Source organism: Mycobacterium sp. VKM Ac-1816D, from assembly GCF_000416385.1.
GTDB classification, from domain to species: domain Bacteria; phylum Actinomycetota; class Actinomycetes; order Mycobacteriales; family Mycobacteriaceae; genus Mycobacterium; species Mycobacterium neoaurum_A.
The window spans coordinates 29,351-49,177 of record NZ_AOHQ01000124.1 but is presented as its reverse complement, the minus strand read 5'-3'; the positions used below and the strand labels follow the sequence as shown (position 1 = coordinate 49,177).

The following is a 19,827-nucleotide window of genomic DNA, read 5'->3' as shown; positions in this document are numbered from 1 at the left end:
CGTGACAGGGCCCCAGACGCGCCAGCCGGTGTTCGCCGATGTCGATACCGGCGTAGACGATGCGATGGCGCTGGCCTATCTGTTGGCCAGCCCCGACGCCGAGCTGGTCGGTATCGCCTCGACGGCGGGCAATGTCCCGGTCGAGCAGGTCAGCATCAACAACCTGCGACTGCTGGATCTGTTCGATGCGGCAGACATCCCGGTGTCCACGGGCGCCGCGGGGCCACTGAGCATCCCGTTGCGCACCTGTGAGGACACCCATGGACCCGAAGGTCTCGGATACGCCACGTTGCCTGCCGGTGACCGGGTGCTCACCGAACATGACGCCGCGAACGCCTGGGTGAAGGCCGCCCGCGCACATCCCGGTGAGCTCATCGGCCTGGCCACCGGACCGTTGACCAATCTGGCGCTGGCCATGCGGGTGGAGCCCGCACTCCCCCGGTTGCTGCGGCGGCTGGTGATCATGGGTGGCGCCTTCGACTACCGCGGTAACACCACCCCGGTGGCCGAGTGGAACACCCATGTCGACCCGGAGGCCGCCGCCGAGGTGTTCGCGGTGTGGAGTGCCGCCTGGGGATTGAGCACCCCGACGCATCTACCGATCGTGTTGGGCCTCAACATCACCGAGCACATCGCGATGACACCGTCCGTCCTGGCCCGACTGTCCGCCGCGGCCGGTTCGCCTTCGGCACCGTTGAGCGTCCTGGACGACCGGGGCACGCGGTCGACGGCGGCCAATCCGGTGATCCGGGTTCTCGAAGACGCCATGCGGTTCTACTTCGAGTTCCACTTCGACCAGGGCGAGGGGTATCTGGCACATCTGCACGATCCGCTGGCGGCCGCGGTCGCGCTGGATCCGGATCTGGTCCGCTGCCGCGAGGCGACCGTCGATGTCGAGCTGACCGGTACCCTCACCAGGGCGATGACCGTGGTCGACTGGCGCGGCCACTGGGGACGGGAACCCAACGCCCGCATCGGCGTCGAGGTCGATCCGGCCGAATTCTTCGACCGCTATGTCGGACGGGTCGGGCCGTTCGCCGCACGCTACTCGTAGATGCCCTCCACGTACCACCGGCGTTGGCGGTAGCACAGCAGCATCGCCCGCCCTGGCGCGGTCAGCACCTGGGCTCGGGCGGTGTGACCGGATTTCGCACTCGCCGGATCCCACCAGCGTTCGTCGACCGGCCACGGACCGGCCCACCACGTGAGATCCCCTCCGTGGCAAGCCGATTCCAGCCGCGCCGGATACGAGGAGAACATCCCGCGCCGGGTCACCCGGACCGGTTCGCCCTGGGCGTCCACTACTTCCACCGGATCATCGAGCAGCACCGCCGGTGACGGTTCGGGCAGTTGACCGGGCCAGGGCTGCTCGGGATCGAACCTGGGCACCGGTTCGTCTCCGAGTGCGGTCAAGGTGATGCGCTCGGCGGGGCCCCGGCCACCGCTGAGCACCGGCACCCGTACCGCCTCCAACCCCAGCAGGCCTTGCACCCGTACCAAGGCTCGGCGGGCCCGCAACCGGTCGTCATCACCGGAGGAGCCCCACAGCGGAAGTTGCAGCGCCCCCGCCGAGACCACTTCGACCGGATGCAGGCGCAGCACCGTGATCGGCGCGGTGGGCCCCTGCCCGCCATGCCGTCGGGCAAGCCAGCCGTCCAGCTGCCAGCGCACCCGGTCGGCGGTGGCATCCTCGGTCAGCGGCTCGGCGCATCGCCAGACCCGGTTCAGCTCTTCACCATTGGCGGTGACGGCCTGGATGGCCAACCGGGTGCAGCCGACACCGGCAGATTCCAGGCTGCGGTGCAGTTCACCGGCCAGTGAACGGCCGGCGAAGGCCGCGGCATCCACCCGGTCGATCGGCGGGTCACAATTCATGACAACGTCCAGATCTGCGGGCAGTTCGCGTCCCGACGGGCCGCGGTCGGCCTCCCCGCGGGCGAACCGGTGTGCGTGCAGGGCATCGGCACCGAACCGGGAGGTCACATCGGTCCGGGACAGCTCGGCGAACTGACCAATGGTGCGAATCCCCATCCGCCACAGCAGATCTGTCAACTCCTCCCGACCCTGGCCCGCGAGACTCGGTTCGGCGGCCAACTGTCGGATGGACAGCGCGGACAGAAACACCGCGTCCTGCCCGGGTTCGACGATCCGGCCCGCCCTGGCCGCGAAGACCGCGGTGCCCAACTGGTCGGCGACACCGGTCTGACATTCCGCACCCACCGCGGCCACTGCATCGACCAACCGCTCCGCGGCGGCCTGTTCGGAACCGAAATAGCGGGCGGCACCGCGGATGGAGACCACCAGAAGTCCCGGCCGTAGCACCTCGGCTCGCGGCACCACATCATCGACCGCGGCGGTCACCGCCTCGAAGTGCCTGGCGTCCCCGGCGGGATCCGCGGTGGCGACATGCAGCTGCGGGCAGCGCGCCTGGGCCTCCCGGCGACGCAGGCCGCGGCGCACCCCGGCGGCCCTGGCCGCCGCCGAGCACGCGATGACACGGTTGGCCAGGGTCACCGCCACCGGGTCGGTGGCACCCAATCCGGCCGCGGTGGTCGCGGCGACCGCGGGCCAATCCATGCACCAGAGCGCCAGCACCCTGGACACGTCAGCCACCCGCGGCGAGGCGGGGCCGGCCGGGCATCCGCCCCCTGGTTCGGGTGGCCAACCGGACCCCGGCTATCCGTCCCCGGCCCGGCACCGGGCCGTCGGGGCCTGCGGCGGCCATGTCATAGCCGTGCACCCTGGCATCCAACCGGACCGATGCCCCCTGCCAGTCGCCGTCGGTGATCAGGAGCGTGCACTCCTTTTGTCGGGCCCGTGCGGTCACCGCCCTCGCCCGGCTGATCGGTACCGACCGGCCGTGCAATGCCAGCATCACCAGATCCAGACCGTCGAGCAGGATCGCGGCCACCTCCACCGGGTCCGGCCCCGGATCGGGTATCACCGCGATCCGGCCGAGGTCGGCACCCATCTCGACCGCCGCCAGCAGACCGATATCGGGTTGCCCGACGATGGCCACGTGCTCGCCCGCCGCGGTGGCCGCGGCCACCAACTGCAGTCCGAGCGACCGGGCCCCGGACAGCACCGCCACCGAGCCCCTCGCCAGTACCGGTACCGGCAACATGTCCGCGCCGGGTCCGAGCGGCGTTTCGTCCGGCGCTGGCAAACTATTTGCAACGCGTGACGAGGGCTGCGCACTCCTCGCGCCGGTGGGTCCGGCGCCCATCCTGTCGGAGACCTCGGCTATTCTGCGACGAAGCTGTTCTACCTGTTCAGCGCGCTGTTTTCGATGTTGCTCCAGGTTCATCGCCACCGTCACAGCAGCACCTCCAGCATCATCAGCAACCCACTTTTTTCGAACACTTGTTCGATCGCTCGAGTAAACACCTAGCCCGCGGCAGCGTCAAGCCACCCGACGCACCTGTAGGAGGTCGGGATTGCGGCGAACACGAAAAGAGCAGCCGTCGGTAAGGGAATGCACCGATACCGCCATTGCGTTACAGTTTCTGCCACCAGATCCCGACGGAATGGGACTGCTGCACACGGTTTTCGCGGACCACGCGCCGACCGAGGATCCACCCAGATGGAAAAGGAAAAGGACCTAAAGAAATGGCATCAACGCTTCTGAGTCGTAAGGTTTCGGCTGCGATTGGTGGTGCCGCCATCTTCGCGATGATCGGCTTCACCGCCGCGTGCAGCAGCGACAGCGACAAGCCTGCCGAAGAAACCACCACCACGACGACGACCACCACGTCGGAGCCCACCGTGGCGCCCACCGAGAAGTCGGTCAACCCCGGCGTCACCGTCTTCACCCCGCCGCCGACCGCTCCGCAGTTCGATCCCAACTTCCACGACTGACAAACCCACGACGGCAAGCGGGTCCAGATGCTTTTCTGGGCCCGCTTTCCGTTGCGAACCCACTTTTAGCGAGCACACTTCAATCATGACCATTCGGGCTGCTTTTTCGGTTCGCTCGCTGACCGCGTTGGCCTTGGCAGGCACACTCGTCCTCGGCACGATCCTGGTCCTGGACCGCCGGCATGCCGGCGACAACGGGACCGAAGGCCCCATCGGAGGCCCCTACGCTTCGCTGTTGGAAGCCTCGACCGATCTCGGGCCGGCCCGTGAACAGCACATCGAGTTCACCGCCAGCCTCACCGACGATGCCGAACCGGACGCGTTCATCGACTGGGCCGCCGACCGTGACCTCGACGTCCAGTGGCGCCCCGGCGACGACTGGGCGATCGTCACGGGCGCGCCGGGCGACGTGGAGCGCGCCTTCGATGTTTCCGTGCGTGACTACCGCGGTCGCCGCGGCCAGCAGTTCTATGCCTCCCCGCAGCAACCGCTGGTGCCCGACCACCTGCGCCACGAGGTCGCCGAGATCGGCCGGATCCTCAGCTACACACCGCACAAGATGTCGCGCCCCGACCACATACCGCTCGATGTCCCTGCCCAAGGCCTGACACCCGCGGCACTGCTGAACACCTACAACGCAGACGATCTCGTCGCAGACGGTTTCACCGGCAAGGGAATCACCATTGTCATCTTCGCCTTCGACGGATTCAACCAATCCGATCTGGACAAATTCAGTTCTGCATTCAAATTGCCGCAATTCACCCCGGAGATCGTCGGCGGAATGCCCGGTGAAACGCGCGGCGAATTGTCGATGGACCTACAAGTCGCCCACGCCATTGCTCCCGACGCCCGCAAGGTCGTGGTCAATGCCCATCCGACCGTCGAGGGTGGCGGCGGTTACCGCAAGATCGGCCAGATGCTCGAAGACACCGACCGCCGGTTCCCCGGCGCGGTCTGGAGTTTCTCCATCGGCTGGGGTTGCGACAAGCTGATCACCGCCGCGGACGTGGCCCCGGTGCGTTCGGCACTGCGGGCGGCGCAATCGCGGGGCACCACCGCCTTCAATGCCAGCGGTGATCTCGCCGGTATGGAATGCCGTGGCGGACAGGACTGGTCCTCGCCCCCGAGCGCCCAGGACATCGGCCTCGACTCGATCGCCTCACTTCCCGAGATGACCAGTGTCGGCGGCACCACCCTGTCCACCGATGCCCAAGGCCAATGGATCTCAGAGCAGACCTGGTTCGACGTTCCGCTGTCCCAGGGCACCGGCGGTGGCGTCTCGAACCTCTTCGATCTGCCGCCCTGGCAACGCAGCGCCGTCGGAGTCGTTGCGCCAGAACGGGATATCGGCCGCCGGATGACGCCCGACGTCGCCGCGGTGGCCGATCCGTTCACCGGTGTCCGGATCGTTCTCAACGGTCAGTTCATCACCGGCGGTGGCACCTCGCAGTCGGCGCCCATCTGGGCCGGACTGACCGCGGTGATGAACCAGTGGCTGCTCGAACACGACGGCCAGCTGATCGGCGATATCAACCCGCTGCTCTATCGCATCGCCCAGGGCGCGCCCCGACCGGCATTCCGCGACATCACCCTCGGCGGTAACGCCGTCGACGTCGCGGGCCCCGGGTATGACCTGGTCACCGGATTGGGCAGTCCCGATGTCGACAATCTGGTCCGCAATCTGCAACTCGCACAGAAAGTTCAGGCCTGATGACCGCTACCGCACCCGCGCCGGGGATGGTGGAGTGCCGGGTCTGCCGGGTCGACGTACCGGACGGCGAATACTGCGGGCTGTGTGGTGTCCCGCTCGCCGAGCACCGCAGCGGTGAAGGCCCGCACTGGTTACGCGCGCGTACCTTCAGCGCGGCTCCCGGACAATCCCTGTTGGCCCCCGCCCTGACGAGTTCGTTGTTCCCGCACCTGTCCCCGCGGGCACGCAGGGTGTTCCTGATGGGTCTGGTGCTGCTGGCCGTCGCACTCACCGCGGCCACCCTGCTGCGGATGCCCGCCGCACTGATCACGGTGGCCTCCCTCGGGCTGCCGTTGCTGTTCGGCCTCTACATCCGCGAATCTGGGGTCTCCCGCGATATCCCGCGGTCATCGCTGATTCTCACCGTCGTGCTGGGCATCGGACTCGGCGTGGGGTGGGTGCTGCTGACCGGCGCCGCGGTGGCCCGCGCCTACGGGGTGCCGCTGGGAGCCGGCGTCGCCGGTGCGCGGATCCTGCGCGACGGCATGGGTATCCCACTGGGCAGCATGCTGCTCATGTTGGCACCGGCGGTGGCTGTCCGGCTGGCCTGGCGTGGTGACCGGGAATCCTTGGACGGCTACGCCATCGGGGCGCTGGGTGCGGTCACGTTCACCGCCGCGGCCACCCTGTCACGGCTGACGCCCCAGTTCAGCACCGGCATGATCAATCGTTCCCGTCCCTTGGACGGGCTACTGGTCGAGGCGGGCATCCGCGGTATCGCGATGCCCCTGACCGCGGCCGCGGTCGGCGGGTTGATCGGTACCGCGCTGTGGTTCACCCGGCCACCGAGCAAGATCACCAAGCACCGCGGCGTGGTCCGCGGAATCCTCGTCCTGTTCGCGGTCGTCGTCATCGTCATCTACCTGTCCCTCGGGCTGGTCGACGTCGCACGTGTCCCGCAATTCCTGCAATTGGCCGGCCATCTCACGCTGTCCGCGCTGGCATTGTTCGCACTGCGGATCGGATTACAGCTCGCGCTTCTCAACGAGGCCCAGGACGAAATCCGCCCCGACGAGCCGATTCTGTGCACCGAATGCAACCACGTCGTGCCGGACGCCCCGTTCTGCGCCAGGTGCGGTGCGGCCATGCACGCATCCTCGCGTCGCTCGCGCCGGACCCGCCGCGAGGAACGGCCGATCCGGCTCGAGGAGAAGCCTGCCGACGGCGAGATCGTGGTGGGACTGATGCCCGGATATTCGCTCTACACAGGCGAGTTCACGGTCACCGAACCACCCAAGACGTCGTTCCGCAACGTGTCGCTGATCCTCGGCACGGTCATCGTGGTCGTCGCCGCCGGCCTGGTCGGGTTGTCCGGACTGATCACCGACCCCGTGGCCCGGTACGCCTGTCCACCCGATTGCGGCACCCCACCGATGGGCCGGGGGGTGGAGATCAACCCCAGGTTCACCGCTGCCGACGGATCGTTCTCGGTGTCCTACCCGGTCGAGAATGCGGCCTACCGGATCACCAAGAATCCCAACGGGATCACCGCGGTACTGCAGGCCGGCGACGGCGGCACCATGCAGTTGTTCAGCGAACCGGCCGCCGGACGCGGACCCAAGGACATCGCGGTCGACCTGGTGAACAAGACCTTCCCGGACACCCAGACCGCCTACCAGATCCCGAACACGATGGTGGGGTACCAGCTCGGCTATGGGATGGCCGCCGACTACTGGCCGCAGGGCGCGATGAGCAGTTCGACCAGGATGCGCATCATCGTCATGGTCGCGGTCAAGAACGACCTCGCGTTGGTCGCGGGCGCCATCGGCCCCTACCGCGCGTTCGGTCCGGACTTCGGGTCAGGCAAGCCCTCGGCGGCGAACCTGCAGCTTGCCTTGGACATGGGCAAGTACGTCAACAGCTTCAGCTGGCGCGGCGACCCACCCCGGTAGGCATGACGCACGAGATATTGACATTGACAAATGTCACCAATTGGCGGTGTACTCGTCGGACGTTCCCACCACGGAGGTCCGGATGCCCGACCACGCTCTTCCCGCCCGCGGCTCACTGAGATCTCGCGGTGCCGCGGCCATCAGCTGCCTCACCCTGCGGCAGATCAGCGCGGTTCTCCCACCCGAACGAGCGTGGGGATTGTGGGCGTCCCGGCAGATCATCGCAAGCGTCATGGACACCTTCGGACCGTCACTGCACGGAATCGAGGTCGAACCCGTCGACGTCCGACTACCCGACGGCCGCCGTGTGGTCGGTGAATGGGTGCGCGGCACCGGGGCCACCGAGGGCACCCCGACCCAGGCCATCTACTACGTGCACGGAAGCGGCTATGCCCTGTGTTCCCCGCGCACGCACCGCCGACTGACCGGCTGGCTGGCCCGGCTGACCGGTCTGCCGGTGTTCTGCATCGACTATCGGCTGGCGCCGAAGTACCGCTTCCCCACCGCCGCCGACGACGTGCGCGCAGGATGGGACTGGCTGTGCACCGAGGGCGGATTCGACCCGGCCCAGATGGTGATCGCCGGGGACTCCGCCGGTGGCCACCTGAGCGTCGACATGCTGCTGCAGGCGGATGTGCCACATCCGGCTGCCATGGCCCTGCTCTCGCCGCTGGTCGACCTGACGTTCGGATTGGCGCGCGCTCGGGAGGTATTGCGCGAGGACCCCGCGATCCGTGCCGCCGACGCCGCCCGGCTGATCAACTTGTACTGCGCCGACGCCGATATCGCCGACGCCAGGCTGACACTCGACGTCGCGGGCGGCCGGCGGATGCCGCCCTCGCTGATCCAGGCCGGCGGCGCGGAGATGCTGCAATCCGACGCCCGCACCCTGCATGCCGATATCCGGGCTGCCGGCGGCACCAGCGAACTGCAGATATGGCCCGACCAGGTGCACGTCTTCCAGGCCCTGCCGAGGCTCTCCCCCGAGGCGGTACCTGCCATGCGCACGATCACGACCTTCCTCACCGAGGCGCTGCAACAAAACGCGGTCCGCGCCGTCGGCTGAGGCCGAGAGGTATCTTCGACTGATGCGGGGAGTCCGATTCATGACGGCGATCGCATGACGGCACCCAAACCCCCGCGGCAGTCCGCAGGCGCGATCTCGACCATTCTGCTCGGACTGCGCCGGGCACCGCGACAGATCCGACGCAGTTCACGCGATGTCGTCGAGAACGCGGTGACCCAACTCTTCGATGCCGCCGTACAGCCGCACGGCGTTGCCGCCTCGGGCGAGTACCGCATCGAAGAGCTGGCTCAGCTGGCCGGTACCACCACCCGCAACATCCGGGTATACCGTGACCGCGGGCTGCTCCACCCGCCGCTGCGGGTGGGCCGGATCGCCCTGTTCAACGACACCCATCTGACCCGGTTGCGACTGATCACCTCGCTGCTGGATCGCGGCTACAACATCGCCCATGTGCACGAGATGCTCTCCGCGTGGGAACAGGGCAAGGGTGTGGGTGACCTGCTCGGGCTGGAATCGGCGATCGCCGGCAGCTGGGCCGCCGAGAAGCCGGAACGGATGAGCCTGTCGGATGCGCGTGAACTCGTCGACGACGATGCCGGGTTCACCCGCATGGTCGACCTCGGGATCATCAAGGTCGAGGATGCCGACCCCGGGCAGGACGATGAAGCGGCGATCATCGTGCGCCCCAAGCTGATCGAGACTTTCAACGAGCTGCGCCAGTACGGCGTGGCACCAGAGAAGCTCATCGGTCTGCACGAGCAGATCGCCCCGCTGGTGGACCAGATCAGCGCGATCCTGGTTCAGGCGGGGATCGAGGAGGTGCTGCACCGCATCAACCCCGGTGCGGCGCTGCCGCCGGACACCGAGATCGCCGAACTGCTGACGACGCTGGTGCGGTTTCGCACCCAGGCCGTCTCCGCGGTCTCCTCGACGCTCTCGTTCTCCATCGAGTCGACGATCGAGTCGGCGGTCGGCCAGATCCTCGGTGACCTGATCGACAAAGAGGCCGAGCAGCAATCCGACTAGCTCAGCCGGTGACCAACAGCTCGTGGTCGCCTGCGCTCCACGCCTGTTCGAACACGTCAGTGCTGACCTGCTCGCCACGCGTGTCATCACCGCCACTGTCGCCCAGATAGACGATATCGTTCGGAACATCCACTGCCGCAACGGTGATCAGGTGACCACAACCGGTCCGATCCCCCTCGGTGTCCCAGATGATCTTCGAGTTCACGCACACGATCGCCTGCCGGTCGTCGTTCAGATAATCCAGCAGCGCGTCCATCCCGGTGTCCAGTCCGCCCTCGGAAGCAACCGAATCGTTGGTGTAGTCGGCCTCGATCCCGAAGTGATCGAGCAGAAGCAGCAGGTCGGTCGTGCAGGTGCCGTGCCCGATGCCGCCGTCGCTCGGATCGAAACTCTCGTCGTAGACGGGCTCGCCGGGACTGCACTCACTGGGCGTGGCCGCCGCGAGGTCGATCATCTCCCGCTCCGAGGGTGGGTTGCCGTTGACCTCGCCGATCACCATCCGGGTGGCCATCAGCCCACAATCGCCCTGGGACTGTTGGACCCAGTAGCGGCTCGCGGCCTCCGGGTCTCCGTAGACACCGTCCGGCGGTTCGGGTTTGACCTCCGGTTCCGGCGCCTGCTCCTGTTGCTTGACACGCACCTGCACCGGACGCGTGGCGCGCGTACTGCAGCCCGAATGTGATTCCGCCGCAACAGAACCAGCAGGCGCAGCCGTCGGCTCATCGGCCTTCTTCGAGCAACCGGCCCCGAGCAGTGCCAACACGGCAAGGGCGAGCACACCTCGACGAACCGACTTATTGACCATGACGGCAAATTAGCAGATGCCGTTCGTCGGCCGGGACGTTTCAGGAGCGCAGCGCGATCACTCCCACTCGATGGTGCCCGGTGGCTTGCTCGTGACGTCGAGCACCACCCGGTTGACCTCGGGCACCTCGTTGGTGATCCGCGTCGAAATGCGTTCCAGCACTTCGTAGGGCACCCGCGTCCAATCGGCGGTCATGGCGTCCTCGCTGGAGACCGGACGCAGCACGATCGGGTGACCGTAGGTGCGTCCGTCACCCTGCACCCCGACCGATCGGACGTCGGCGAGCAGCACCACCGGGCACTGCCAGATCTGGTGATCCAGTCCGGCCGAGGTCAGCTCCTCGCGGGCGATGGCATCGGCCCGTCGCAAAGTGTCCAGCCGCTCGGCGGTCACCTCACCGACGATGCGGATTCCGAGTCCCGGCCCCGGGAACGGTTGCCGCGCAACGATATCCTCGGGCAGACCCAGCTCACGACCGACCGCGCGCACCTCATCCTTGAACAGCAGCCGCAGTGGCTCGACGAGGGTGAACTTCAGGTCGTCGGGCAGGCCGCCGACATTGTGGTGGCTCTTGATGTTCGCGGTGCCCGAACCGCCGCCGGACTCGACGACATCGGGATACAGCGTGCCCTGCACCAGGAAGTCGACCTCGCCGCCGGATACGTCGACCGCATCGCGGACCGCACCCTCGAACGCCCTGATGAATTCGCGGCCGATGATCTTGCGCTTGCCCTCGGGGTTGGTCACCCCGCTCAAAGCCTCCAGGAACCGGTCGGCGACGTCGACGGTGACCAGCTTGGCGCCGGTGGCCGCCACGAAATCACGCTGCACCTGTGCCCGCTCCCCGGAACGCAGCAATCCGTGATCGACGAACACACAGGTCAAGCGGTCACCGATGGCCCGCTGCACCAGCGCGGCGGCGACGGCGGAGTCCACCCCGCCGGACAGACCACAGATGGCGCGGCCCTCGCCGACCTGCTCGCGCACCTGCGCCACGAGCTGATCGGCGATATTGGCCGGGGTCCAGCTGGCCCCGATACCGGCGAACTCGTGCAGGAACCGGCTCAGGACCTGCTGTCCGTGCGGCGAATGCAGCACCTCGGGGTGGTACTGGACGCCGGCCAGTCGCCGTGCCCGGTTCTCGAAGGCCGCGACCGGTGCTCCCGAGCTGGCCGCCACCACGTCGAATCCCTCTGGCGCCTCGGTGACGGCGTCACCGTGGCTCATCCAGACCGGCTGGATCCCGGGGAGTTCGGAATGCAGTTCCCCGCCAGTGACTTTGAGCTCCGTGCGGCCGTACTCGCTGGTGCCGGTGTGGGCCACCGTGCCGCCGAGCGCCTGGGCCATGGCCTGGAAGCCGTAGCAGATGCCGAAGACCGGCAGGTCGAGATCGAACAGCGCGGGGTCCAGCCGCGGCGCGCCCTCGGCATAGACGCTGGCAGGCCCGCCGGAGAGCACGATCGCCTGCGGGTTGCGCGCCTTGATCTCCTCGACGGTCGCGGTATGCGGGATCACCTCGGAGAACACCCGCGCCTCGCGGACGCGTCGCGCGATCAGCTGGGCGTACTGCGCACCGAAGTCGATGACGAGCACCGGACGTACTGAAGCTGATTCCACCCGGACAGTCTAGTGCTCAGGTGCCGAACAGCCGGTCCCCGGCATCGCCGAGGCCCGGAACGATATAGCCGTGTTCGTCGAGCTGCCGGTCGATGGCCGCGGTGTAGACGGGGATGTCGGGGTGCGCTCCGTGCAGGGCGGCCAGCCCTTCCGGGCAGGTGAGCAGGCACACGAACTTGACCGAACGCGGGCTGTGCTCCTTGAGCCGGTCGATCGCGGCGATCGCGGTGTGCCCGGTGGCCAGCATCGGATCGACCACCACGACATCGCGTTCGCGCAGGTCGTCGGGGACCTTGAAGTAATACTCGACGGCGACGTGGGTCTTCGGATCGCGGTAGAGGCCGATATGGCCGACCCGGGCACTCGGCACCAGGCTCAGCATGCCGTCGAGGATTCCGCCGCCGGCACGCAGGATGGAGACGAACACCAGCTTCTTGCCGTCGATCACGCTCGCGGTCATGGTCTCCAGCGGCGTCTCGATCTGCTCGGTGTGCAGCGGGATGTCGCGCAACACCTCGTAAGCCATCAGCGCCGAGACCTCGCTGACCAACCGTCGGAAACTGTTGGTGGAAACGTCCTTCTGGCGCAGGGTGTTCAGTTTGTGGGTGACCAGCGGGTGGTCGATCACATGCACCTGGGAGGGCAGGGTCATCGACGCTCCTTCGCGTTTTCAGAAGACGGTGCCGTCACTGCTGACGGTCAACGGAGGCAGTCCGCCGCGCAACCGTTGCGCCAGCTCGCGTCCGGCGGCCCAGGTTCCGCCCTCCAGTACGCACGCCAGCGGTAGCCGGTCCGCCCCGAGTCCCAGCCGGGCGCGCACCAGGTCGGCCACCTCGTCGAGCAGCGCGACGGTCAGGGCCCGCCATTCGACCACCAACTCGTCGGCCGGTGCCCAGGTCTGCGATGCCCAGTCCGCATCGCGCAGCGTCAACACACCGGTGTCGAGCAGCAGGCCGCCGTTGCGGTACTCCGGCAGCCCGGTCAGCGCGTCGATGCCGGTCACCTGCACACCCGCCCAGGTGAACGGTTCCAGCAGCGAGTAGGTCAGCCATTGGGAGAGCTTGTGGAACGGCATCCAGCCGGCGGTCGCCCCGAGGCCGGGGACCGCCCTGTGGCGCCAACAGTCCCCGAGCGGCTCACCCTCGATGGTGTTGTCGGCCGGCCAGATTCGCGACAGCGTGGTCAGCAGTACGGTCAGGATGTCGTGCGCGGCGATCGTCGGTGCCGTCGGATCGGTGATCAACAGGTCGTACAGTCCGCCGGGGCGACCGGGTTCGCCGAACGCGTCGGGCCTCTCGGCCAGGGCCGCACCGAGGCGGCGCAGCACGTCGACCCTGCCGTCGAAGCCGACCAGCGGATTGGTCAGGCCCACCTGCATGGCGGTGGCCAGTTCCACGGTGTCCAGGCCGAGCAGACCTGCCGCGTCGGCCTGTAGCGGCCGGTGCGCGTCCGAGGAGAACACCCCGGCGGTGAAGGCGTGCCAGCTGGCGACGCCCAGCCCCTCGGACCGGCTGAACTCCCGGCCGTCCTCCCGATAACGCCAGTCGGGGCCTGCCCCGGCGTCGAGCAGGACGCTGACCACCGCCAGATCGATCATCGCGCGGGCGCGTCCGGCCGCGTCGAGGCCGTCGAGATCCAGGGTGCGCCGCACTCCGCCGGCCTCGAAGTGCCGCCACCGGCTGTGGAACGGGATGTCCAGGTCGGGAAAGCGGCGCAGGGTCAGATCGGCGACTTCGGCGGCCGCGCCGGGCAGCGCCTCGTCGTGCACGGTGAACCACGCGGAGTCACCGGCGCGGGCGCGGGCCAGCAGATGGTGGGCCCTGGCGCGGATCTCGGTGGTGCTGCGCAGGGTCTGCGCCGGATTCACACCAACCCCCGACCGATCGTCCTCTTCAGGTCGTCGGCATCGGGCACCGGGCCGGGGGTGAAGTAGCCGGCGGCCATCTTGGCGTCGATCTCGACGCGGGCGTCGGCCGGGATCAGCTCGTCGGGGATGTTGACCCGCTCCCCCACACTGATCCCCGATCCGGTGATCGCGTCGTACTTCATGTTGCTCATCGAGACCAGGCGGTGGATGCGCGTGACGCCCAGCCAGTGCAGGACATCGGGCATCAGCTCCTGGAAGCGCATATCCTGCACGCCCGCAACGCATTCGGTGCGCGCAAAGTACTGGTCTGCGGTGTCGCCGCCTTCCTGACGTTTGCGAGCGTTGTAGACCAGGAACTTGGTGACCTCACCGAGGGCGCGGCCTTCCTTGCGCGAGTAGGCGACCAACCCGACGCCGCCGCGCTGCGTTCCCGCGATGCACTCCTCGATGGCGTGGGTGAGGTAGGGCCGACATGTGCAGATATCCGAGCCGAACACGTCGGAACCGTTGCATTCGTCGTGTACCCGGGCGGTCAGCTCGACCGCCGGATCGGCGAGGTGTCGCGGGTCGCCGAAGATGTAGACCGTCTGACCGCCGATCGGGGGAAGGAACACCTCCAGGTCGCCACGGGTGACCAGTTCGGGATACATCCCGCCGGTCTCCTCGAACAACGCCCGCCGCAGCGCGGCCTCGGTGCACCCGAACCGGGCGGCAACCCCCGGCAGATACCAGACCGGTTCGACGGCCACCTTCGTCACCACCGCGGCACCCCCGTCGAGCAGCACCGTCCCGTCCGGGACGAGCCTGCCCTTCTGCATCGCCTCGGCGACCTCGGGCAGCATCACGTGGGCCTTGGTGACAGCGATCGTCGGCCGGATGTCGTGATCGGCGGCCAGTTGGTCGGCGAACACGTCGGCCACCGCCGCACCCCAGGGATCGAGGCTGACGATCGCCTCCGGGTTCTGCCACTGCGGGTGGGGACCGATGACATCGGTCGGCATGGTGTTGGTGAGGTCGGCGCGGTGTTGCGGTGACAGCGCCCCGGCGGCCACCGCAAGCGCACGGTAGACGCCGTAGGAGCCACTGTGGGTGCCGATCACGTTGCGATGTGCGCGGTTACCGGTGGTGCCGACGATCGGTCCGCGTTCGGCAGCCGTGGGCGCCCCCCACCTGATGGGTGGCGCCAGCGGTCCACCGCTGTGCGATGTCAACCGGATGTGGCGCGCGTCGGTGCGATCCGTTCCCACGTCGACTCCTTCGCAGAACACCATCGCGCAACCAGAGACTGCTTTGTCCCTCGCATCGTATCAGCGCGATGGAAGACGCACAGGGTACGCGAATATCTCAGTCCGAGAACGGTATTCGACGAACCACGAACGCCGGTGTCAATTCCGTCGGGGTGGGGTACCCGACCCTGACGCCTGCAGCCATGCGCGAAAGGAACAGCCCGGTGACCAACACCCAGCCCAAGCCCACGACCACCGATGCCGGAATTCCCGTACCCAGCGACGAGCATTCGCTGACCATCGGCAGAGATGGACCGATCCTGCTCCAGGACCACTACCTGATCGAGCAGATGGCCAACTTCAACCGCGAACGCATCCCGGAGCGCCAGCCCCATGCCAAGGGCGGCGGCGCGTTCGGCCATTTCGAGGTCACCAACGATGTCAGCGCCTACACCAAGGCCGCGTTCCTGCAACCCGGTGTGAAGACCGAGACGCTGGCCCGGTTCTCGACCGTCGCGGGCGAGCGCGGCAGCCCGGACACCTGGCGCGACCCGCGCGGGTTCGCCGTGAAGTTCTACACCCAAGACGGCAACTTCGACATGGTCGGGAACAACACCCCGGTGTTCTTCATCCGCGACCCGCTCAAGTTCCAGCACTTCATCCGGTCGCAGAAGCGTCGCGCCGCCAACAATCTGCGCGATCACGACATGCAGTGGGATTTCTGGACCCTGTCACCGGAATCCGCGCATCAGGTGACCTGGCTGATGGGCGATCGGGGTATTCCGCGCACCTGGCGACACATGAACGGGTACTCCAGCCACACGTATAGCTGGATCAACGCCGACGGCGAGATCTCCTGGGTCAAGTACCACTTCAAGTCCGATCAGGGCATCGAGTTCTACACCCAGGACGAGGGCGACGAGATGGCGGGCAAGGACGGCGATGTCCACCAACGCGACCTCTTCGACGCGATCGAGCGCGGCGAGTTCCCCAGTTGGACTCTCAAGGTGCAAATCATGCCGTTCGAGGATGCCAAGGACTATCGGTTCAACCCGTTCGACCTGACCAAGGTGTGGCCGCACGCCGACTATCCCTTGATCGACGTCGGAAAGCTCTCGCTCAACCGTAACGTCACCGACTATCACACGGAGATCGAGCAGGCGGCCTTCGAGCCCAACAATGCGGTGCCGGGCACCGGACTGAGCCCGGACAAGATGCTGCTCGCGCGGGACTTCGCCTATGCCGATGCCCACCGGCATCGGCTCGGGGTGAACTACAAGCAGATCCCGGTCAACTCGCCGAAGACCGCGGTGCACAGCTACTCCAAGGACGGCGCGATGCGGGTCACCAACATCACCGACCCGGTGTACGCACCGAACTCCTACGGTGGTCCGGCGGCCGATCCGGCCCGCACGGCCGAAGCGCTCTGGCATGCCGACGGCGATATGGTGCGGGCGGCGTACAGCCTGCACGCCGAGGACGACGACTGGGGCCAGGCCGGGACGCTCGTGCGCGATGTGCTCGATGACGCGGCCCGGAATCGTCTGGTGTCCAACATCGCCGGGCATCTGTCCGACGGCGTGTCCGAGCCGGTGCTGCAGCGCGCATTCGAATACTGGCGCAATGTCGACAGGGACCTCGGCGACCGCGTCGAGGCGGCCGTCAAGTAGCCACCGCACACAGCCGCGACGGTGCGCTCAGGTCGAGAAACCCGCAAGGATGTCGATCTGAGCGCACCGTGGCGCACCGCTTACGCCGAGGGCGACAGCTTGGACACCGGTTCGATGGGCAGCCGGCGCAGTCCGGCGGGCGCCTCCACCGGGACGACGGGCTTGACCGGCTCGATGGGGTCCAGCCGCCGGTAGGGCTCGCCCTGGGCGGGCCGCAGGTCGGCCTCACCCTTGTTGGGCCACAACGCGGCGGCCCGCTCCGCCTGCGCGGTGATCGACAGTGACGGGTTGACCCCGAGGTTCGCCGAGATGGCCGCGCCGTCGGCGACGTAGAGCGTCGGATAGTTGTAGACCCGTTGGTAGGGGTCGATGACGCCGTGCTCCGGGCTGTCGCCGATGGCTGCACCACCGAGGAAGTGGGCGGTCAGCGGAATGTTGAACAGCTCGCCCCAGGTGCCGCCTGCGACCCCGTCGATCTTCTCGGCGATCCGTCGGGTCACCTCGTTACCTGCCGGGATCCAGGTCGGATTGGGTAGACCATGGCCCTGCTTGCTGTCGAGCATGCGGTAGCCGAACCAGGTCTTGCGGCTGAACGTGGTGATGGAGTTGTCCAGGTGCTGCATGACCAGCGCGATCATGGTGCGTTCGCTCCACCTGCGCGGGTTGAGCAGGCGCAGGGTGCCGCGACGGTCGTTGCGCGCGGTTTCCAGCAGTTGCTTCCAGCGCGGCACGTCGGTGCCCTCCGGCCCGGTGCCATCGGTCATCAGCGTCTGCAGCAGACCCATCGCGTTCGAGCCCTTGCCGTATCGGCAGGGTTCGACGTGCGTGTCGGCCGTCGGGTGGATCGACGAGGTGATCGCCACCCCGTGGGTGAGGTTCAGGTCGTCACCGACGGTGAGTCGCCCGGCGCCGACGATGGATTCGGAGTTGGTGCGGGTGAGCACGCCGAGCCGATCGGACAAGCGGGGCAGCTTGCCCCGGTCCTTCATCCGGAACAGCAGCTTCTGGGTGCCGTAGGTGCCTGCCGCGAGGATCAGGTGGTTGGCGGTGAAGGTCTTCTTCCGTCGGCGCAGCTTGCCGCCGGTGCGCACGGTGTGCACCTCCCAGACGCCGTCGGGCCGCTGGGAGAACTCCCGGACCGAGGTGAGGGGGTGCACCTGCGCGCCGGCTCGCTCGGCCAGTCCGAGATAGTTCTTGAGCAGGGTGTTCTTGGCGCCGTGCCGACAGCCCGTCATGCACTCGCCGCACTCGATGCAGCCGGTGCGGGCCGGGCCGACCCCACCGAAGTACGGGTCGGGGACGGTCTTGCCGGGCGTCTTCTCACCGTCCGGACCGAAGAACACCCCGACTGGGGTGGGCACGAAGGTGTGCCCGACGCCCATGTCCTCGGCGACCTCCTTCATGATCCGGTCGGCGTCGGTGAAGGTCGGGTTGGTGACCACGCCGAGCATCCGCTTGGCCTGGTCGTAGTGCGGCATCAACTCGGCCTGCCAGTCGGTGATGTCCTTCCACTGCGGATCGTTGAAGAACGGTGCAGGCGGGACATAGAGAGTGTTGGCGTAGTTCAGCGATCCGCCGCCGACACCCGCACCCGCCAGGATCATGACGTTGCGCAGCAGGTGGATGCGTTGGATGCCGTACATACCGAACTGCGGCGCCCACAGGAATTTGCGCAGGTTCCACGAGGTCTTCGCGAAGTCCTCATCGGCGAATCGCCGGCCGGCTTCGAGTACGCCGACCCGATAGCCCTTTTCGGTGAGGCGCAGCGCGCTGACGCTGCCGCCGAATCCCGAACCGATGATCAAGACGTCATAGTCAGGCTTCATCCGACCATTATGGGACTACCGACGGGTAACTAGCTAGACAGGGAGGCCTAACTTGTAAAGACCTCGTGGTTGCGCGATCCCGTCCGCCGGCCGCCCGATCGACTACGCGTCGACGGTCAGACCAACCTTCTGGAATTCCTTGAGATCGCAGTAGCCCGCCTTGGCCATCGAGCGGCGGAGCCCGCCGACGAGGTTCAGCGAACCGAACGGATCATCCGAGGGACCGTTGAGCACCTTCGACAACGGCGGGCGCTCCCCCAGCCCGACCTGCAGGAGTGCGCCGCGCGGCAAGGACGGATGCGCCGCGGCCGAAGGCCAGAACCAGCCACCGCCCTGGGCCTCCTCGGCCACCGCCAACGGCGTGCCCAGCACCACCGCGTCGGCGCCGCAGGCGATCGCCTTGGCCAGGTCGCCGGAGGTGTGGATATCGCCGTCGGCCAGCACGTGCACATAGCGCCCGCCGGTCTCGTCGAGATACTCGCGCCGGGCTGCCGCGGCATCCGCGATCGCGGTGGCCATCGGCACGCTGATGCCCAGCACCTCGTCGGAGGTGGTGACCCCCGAGGTGGACCCGTACCCGACGATGACGCCGGCGGCTCCGGTGCGCATCAGGTGCAGTGCGGTGCGGTGATCGAGTACGCCACCGGCCACCACCGGCACGTCGAGCTCGGAGATGAAGGTCTTGAGGTTGAGCGGCTCGCCGGCGCCGTCGTGATCCTTGGCGACGCGCTCGGCCGAGATGATGGTGCCCTGGATGACGAGCAGGTCCAGACCGGCCGCCACCAGCGACGGCGTCAGCGCGGCGGCGTTCTGCGGACTGACCCGTACTGCGGTGGTCACTCCGGACTCCCGAATACGCGCGACCGCGGCCCCCAACAGTTCGGGGTTCAACGGTGCGGCGTGCAGTTCCTGCAGCAGGCGGATCGCGGCGGATTCATCGGACGCCCCAGCCGCAACATCGGTGACCTGGGCGATCTTGGCCTCGACGTCGGCGTGCCGACCGATCAGGCCCTCACCGTTGAGCACGCCGAGACCGCCCTGCTTGCCCATCTCGATGGCGAATTCGACCGACACCAGCGCGTCGGTGGGGTGCGCGACGACCGGGATCTCGAAACGGTAGGCATCGAGTTGCCAGCCCGTCGAGACGTCCTTGGACGACCTGGTGCGCCGGGACGGGACGATGTTGATGTCGTCGAGTTCGTAGGTGCGGCGGGCGGTTCTGCCCATGCCGATTTCGACCATGTCACGCATGTGGAAAGCCCC

At 67.6% G+C, this 19,827-nt stretch carries 16 protein-coding genes; 7 read left to right on the top strand and 9 right to left on the bottom strand.

Going from position 1 to position 19,827, the window contains the following annotated elements; translation table 11 throughout:
- Position 1: 1 nt before the first annotated feature.
- Complete coding sequence (locus tag G154_RS07715) at positions 2 to 1,054, top strand: nucleoside hydrolase (protein WP_023985386.1); 1,053 nt, start codon at positions 2 to 4, stop codon at positions 1,052 to 1,054.
- On the opposite strand, the gene G154_RS07710 is transcribed toward G154_RS07715, so the two are convergent.
- Together G154_RS07710 and G154_RS07705 are read right to left on the bottom strand one after the other, a co-directional pair.
- Positions 1,045 to 2,613, bottom strand: a complete 1,569-nt coding sequence (locus G154_RS07710; RefSeq protein ID WP_031601364.1) for a DNA polymerase Y family protein — start codon at positions 2,611 to 2,613, stop codon at positions 1,045 to 1,047. The two genes, G154_RS07715 and G154_RS07710, sit on opposite strands and share 10 nt — an antisense overlap.
- Positions 2,606 to 3,307, bottom strand: a complete 702-nt coding sequence (locus tag G154_RS07705) for a hypothetical protein (RefSeq protein ID WP_031601363.1) — start codon at positions 3,305 to 3,307, stop codon at positions 2,606 to 2,608. Before G154_RS07705 ends, G154_RS07710 begins: the two co-directional genes overlap by 8 nt.
- 302 nt (positions 3,308 to 3,609) lie before the next feature.
- On the opposite strand from G154_RS07705, the gene G154_RS07700 reads away from it, so the two are divergent.
- The 5 genes from G154_RS07700 to G154_RS07680 all read left to right on the top strand — a co-directional run bounded on the left by G154_RS07700 (position 3,610) and on the right by G154_RS07680 (position 9,553).
- Complete coding sequence (locus G154_RS07700; RefSeq protein ID WP_023985384.1) at positions 3,610 to 3,858, top strand: hypothetical protein; 249 nt, start codon at positions 3,610 to 3,612, stop codon at positions 3,856 to 3,858.
- A gap of 85 nt (positions 3,859 to 3,943) precedes the next feature.
- Positions 3,944 to 5,569 carry a S53 family peptidase gene (locus G154_RS07695; RefSeq protein ID WP_019510184.1) on the top strand — a complete coding sequence of 542 codons (1,626 nt, stop codon included), beginning with the start codon at positions 3,944 to 3,946 and terminating at the stop codon, positions 5,567 to 5,569.
- Positions 5,569 to 7,500, top strand: coding sequence for a hypothetical protein (locus tag G154_RS07690; RefSeq protein WP_023985383.1), 1,932 nt, complete (start codon positions 5,569 to 5,571; stop codon positions 7,498 to 7,500). Before G154_RS07695 ends, G154_RS07690 begins: the two co-directional genes overlap by 1 nt.
- An 82-nt stretch (positions 7,501 to 7,582) precedes the next feature.
- The gene (locus G154_RS07685; RefSeq protein ID WP_023985382.1) at positions 7,583 to 8,566 is read left to right on the top strand and encodes an alpha/beta hydrolase; all 984 of its coding nucleotides are present in this window, start codon (positions 7,583 to 7,585) and stop codon (positions 8,564 to 8,566) included.
- A gap of 54 nt (positions 8,567 to 8,620) precedes the next feature.
- A complete protein-coding gene (locus G154_RS07680) occupies positions 8,621 to 9,553 on the top strand; it encodes a MerR family transcriptional regulator (protein ID WP_019510187.1) in 933 nt (310 codons plus the stop codon).
- 1 nt (position 9,554) lies between these two features.
- Here G154_RS07680 and G154_RS07675 read toward each other — a convergent pair whose 3' ends face one another.
- The 5 genes from G154_RS07675 to G154_RS07655 are packed head-to-tail and all read right to left on the bottom strand — an operon-like array spanning position 9,555 to position 15,089.
- Positions 9,555 to 10,358: a hypothetical protein gene (locus G154_RS07675; protein ID WP_131701297.1), complete on the bottom strand. Its 804-nt coding sequence runs from the start codon at positions 10,356 to 10,358 to the stop codon at positions 9,555 to 9,557.
- Between the two features lie 57 nt (positions 10,359 to 10,415).
- A complete protein-coding gene (gene guaA, locus G154_RS07670) occupies positions 10,416 to 11,975 on the bottom strand; it encodes a glutamine-hydrolyzing GMP synthase (RefSeq protein WP_023985380.1) in 1,560 nt (519 codons plus the stop codon).
- Positions 11,976 to 11,991: 16 nt separating this feature from the next.
- A complete protein-coding gene (gene upp, locus G154_RS07665; protein ID WP_019510189.1) occupies positions 11,992 to 12,627 on the bottom strand; it encodes a uracil phosphoribosyltransferase in 636 nt (211 codons plus the stop codon).
- A gap of 18 nt (positions 12,628 to 12,645) precedes the next feature.
- Positions 12,646 to 13,842: a URC4/urg3 family protein gene (locus G154_RS07660; protein WP_019510190.1), complete on the bottom strand. Its 1,197-nt coding sequence runs from the start codon at positions 13,840 to 13,842 to the stop codon at positions 12,646 to 12,648.
- A complete protein-coding gene (locus tag G154_RS07655; protein ID WP_031601362.1) occupies positions 13,839 to 15,089 on the bottom strand; it encodes a GTP cyclohydrolase II in 1,251 nt (416 codons plus the stop codon). The genes G154_RS07660 and G154_RS07655 overlap by 4 nt, the downstream gene beginning before the upstream one ends.
- Before the next feature lie 203 nt (positions 15,090 to 15,292).
- Here G154_RS07655 and G154_RS07650 point away from each other — a divergent pair, with 203 nt between their 5' ends.
- Positions 15,293 to 16,738 carry a catalase gene (locus tag G154_RS07650; RefSeq protein ID WP_023985377.1) on the top strand — a complete coding sequence of 482 codons (1,446 nt, stop codon included), beginning with the start codon at positions 15,293 to 15,295 and terminating at the stop codon, positions 16,736 to 16,738.
- A gap of 80 nt (positions 16,739 to 16,818) precedes the next feature.
- Here G154_RS07650 and G154_RS07645 read toward each other — a convergent pair whose 3' ends face one another.
- Both G154_RS07645 and G154_RS07640 read right to left on the bottom strand, forming a co-directional pair.
- On the bottom strand, positions 16,819 to 18,564 hold the full coding sequence (locus G154_RS07645; protein WP_019510193.1) for an FAD-dependent oxidoreductase: 1,746 nt from the start codon (positions 18,562 to 18,564) through the stop codon (positions 16,819 to 16,821).
- A 102-nt stretch (positions 18,565 to 18,666) separates the two neighbouring features.
- Positions 18,667 to 19,806, bottom strand: a complete 1,140-nt coding sequence (locus G154_RS07640) for a GuaB3 family IMP dehydrogenase-related protein (protein WP_192817330.1) — start codon at positions 19,804 to 19,806, stop codon at positions 18,667 to 18,669.
- Positions 19,807 to 19,827 lie beyond the last annotated feature (21 nt).

Bases quoted from the DNA above. Each gene is read 5' to 3' on its own strand.
- G154_RS07705 (WP_031601363.1), bottom strand. From the start codon at position 3,307: ATGAACCTGGAGCAACATCGAAAACAGCGCGCTGAACAGGTAGAACAG.
- G154_RS07700 (WP_023985384.1), top strand. From the start codon at position 3,610: ATGGCATCAACGCTTCTGAGTCGTAAGGTTTCGGCTGCGATTGGTGGT.
- G154_RS07695 (WP_019510184.1), top strand. From the start codon at position 3,944: ATGACCATTCGGGCTGCTTTTTCGGTTCGCTCGCTGACCGCGTTGGCC.
- G154_RS07690 (WP_023985383.1), top strand. From the start codon at position 5,569: ATGACCGCTACCGCACCCGCGCCGGGGATGGTGGAGTGCCGGGTCTGC.
- G154_RS07685 (WP_023985382.1), top strand. From the start codon at position 7,583: ATGCCCGACCACGCTCTTCCCGCCCGCGGCTCACTGAGATCTCGCGGT.
- G154_RS07680 (WP_019510187.1), top strand. From the start codon at position 8,621: ATGACGGCACCCAAACCCCCGCGGCAGTCCGCAGGCGCGATCTCGACC.
- G154_RS07675 (WP_131701297.1), bottom strand. From the start codon at position 10,358: ATGGTCAATAAGTCGGTTCGTCGAGGTGTGCTCGCCCTTGCCGTGTTG.
- upp (WP_019510189.1), bottom strand. From the start codon at position 12,627: ATGACCCTGCCCTCCCAGGTGCATGTGATCGACCACCCGCTGGTCACC.
- G154_RS07645 (WP_019510193.1), bottom strand. From the start codon at position 18,564: ATGAAGCCTGACTATGACGTCTTGATCATCGGTTCGGGATTCGGCGGC.
- G154_RS07640 (WP_192817330.1), bottom strand. From the start codon at position 19,806: ATGGTCGAAATCGGCATGGGCAGAACCGCCCGCCGCACCTACGAACTC.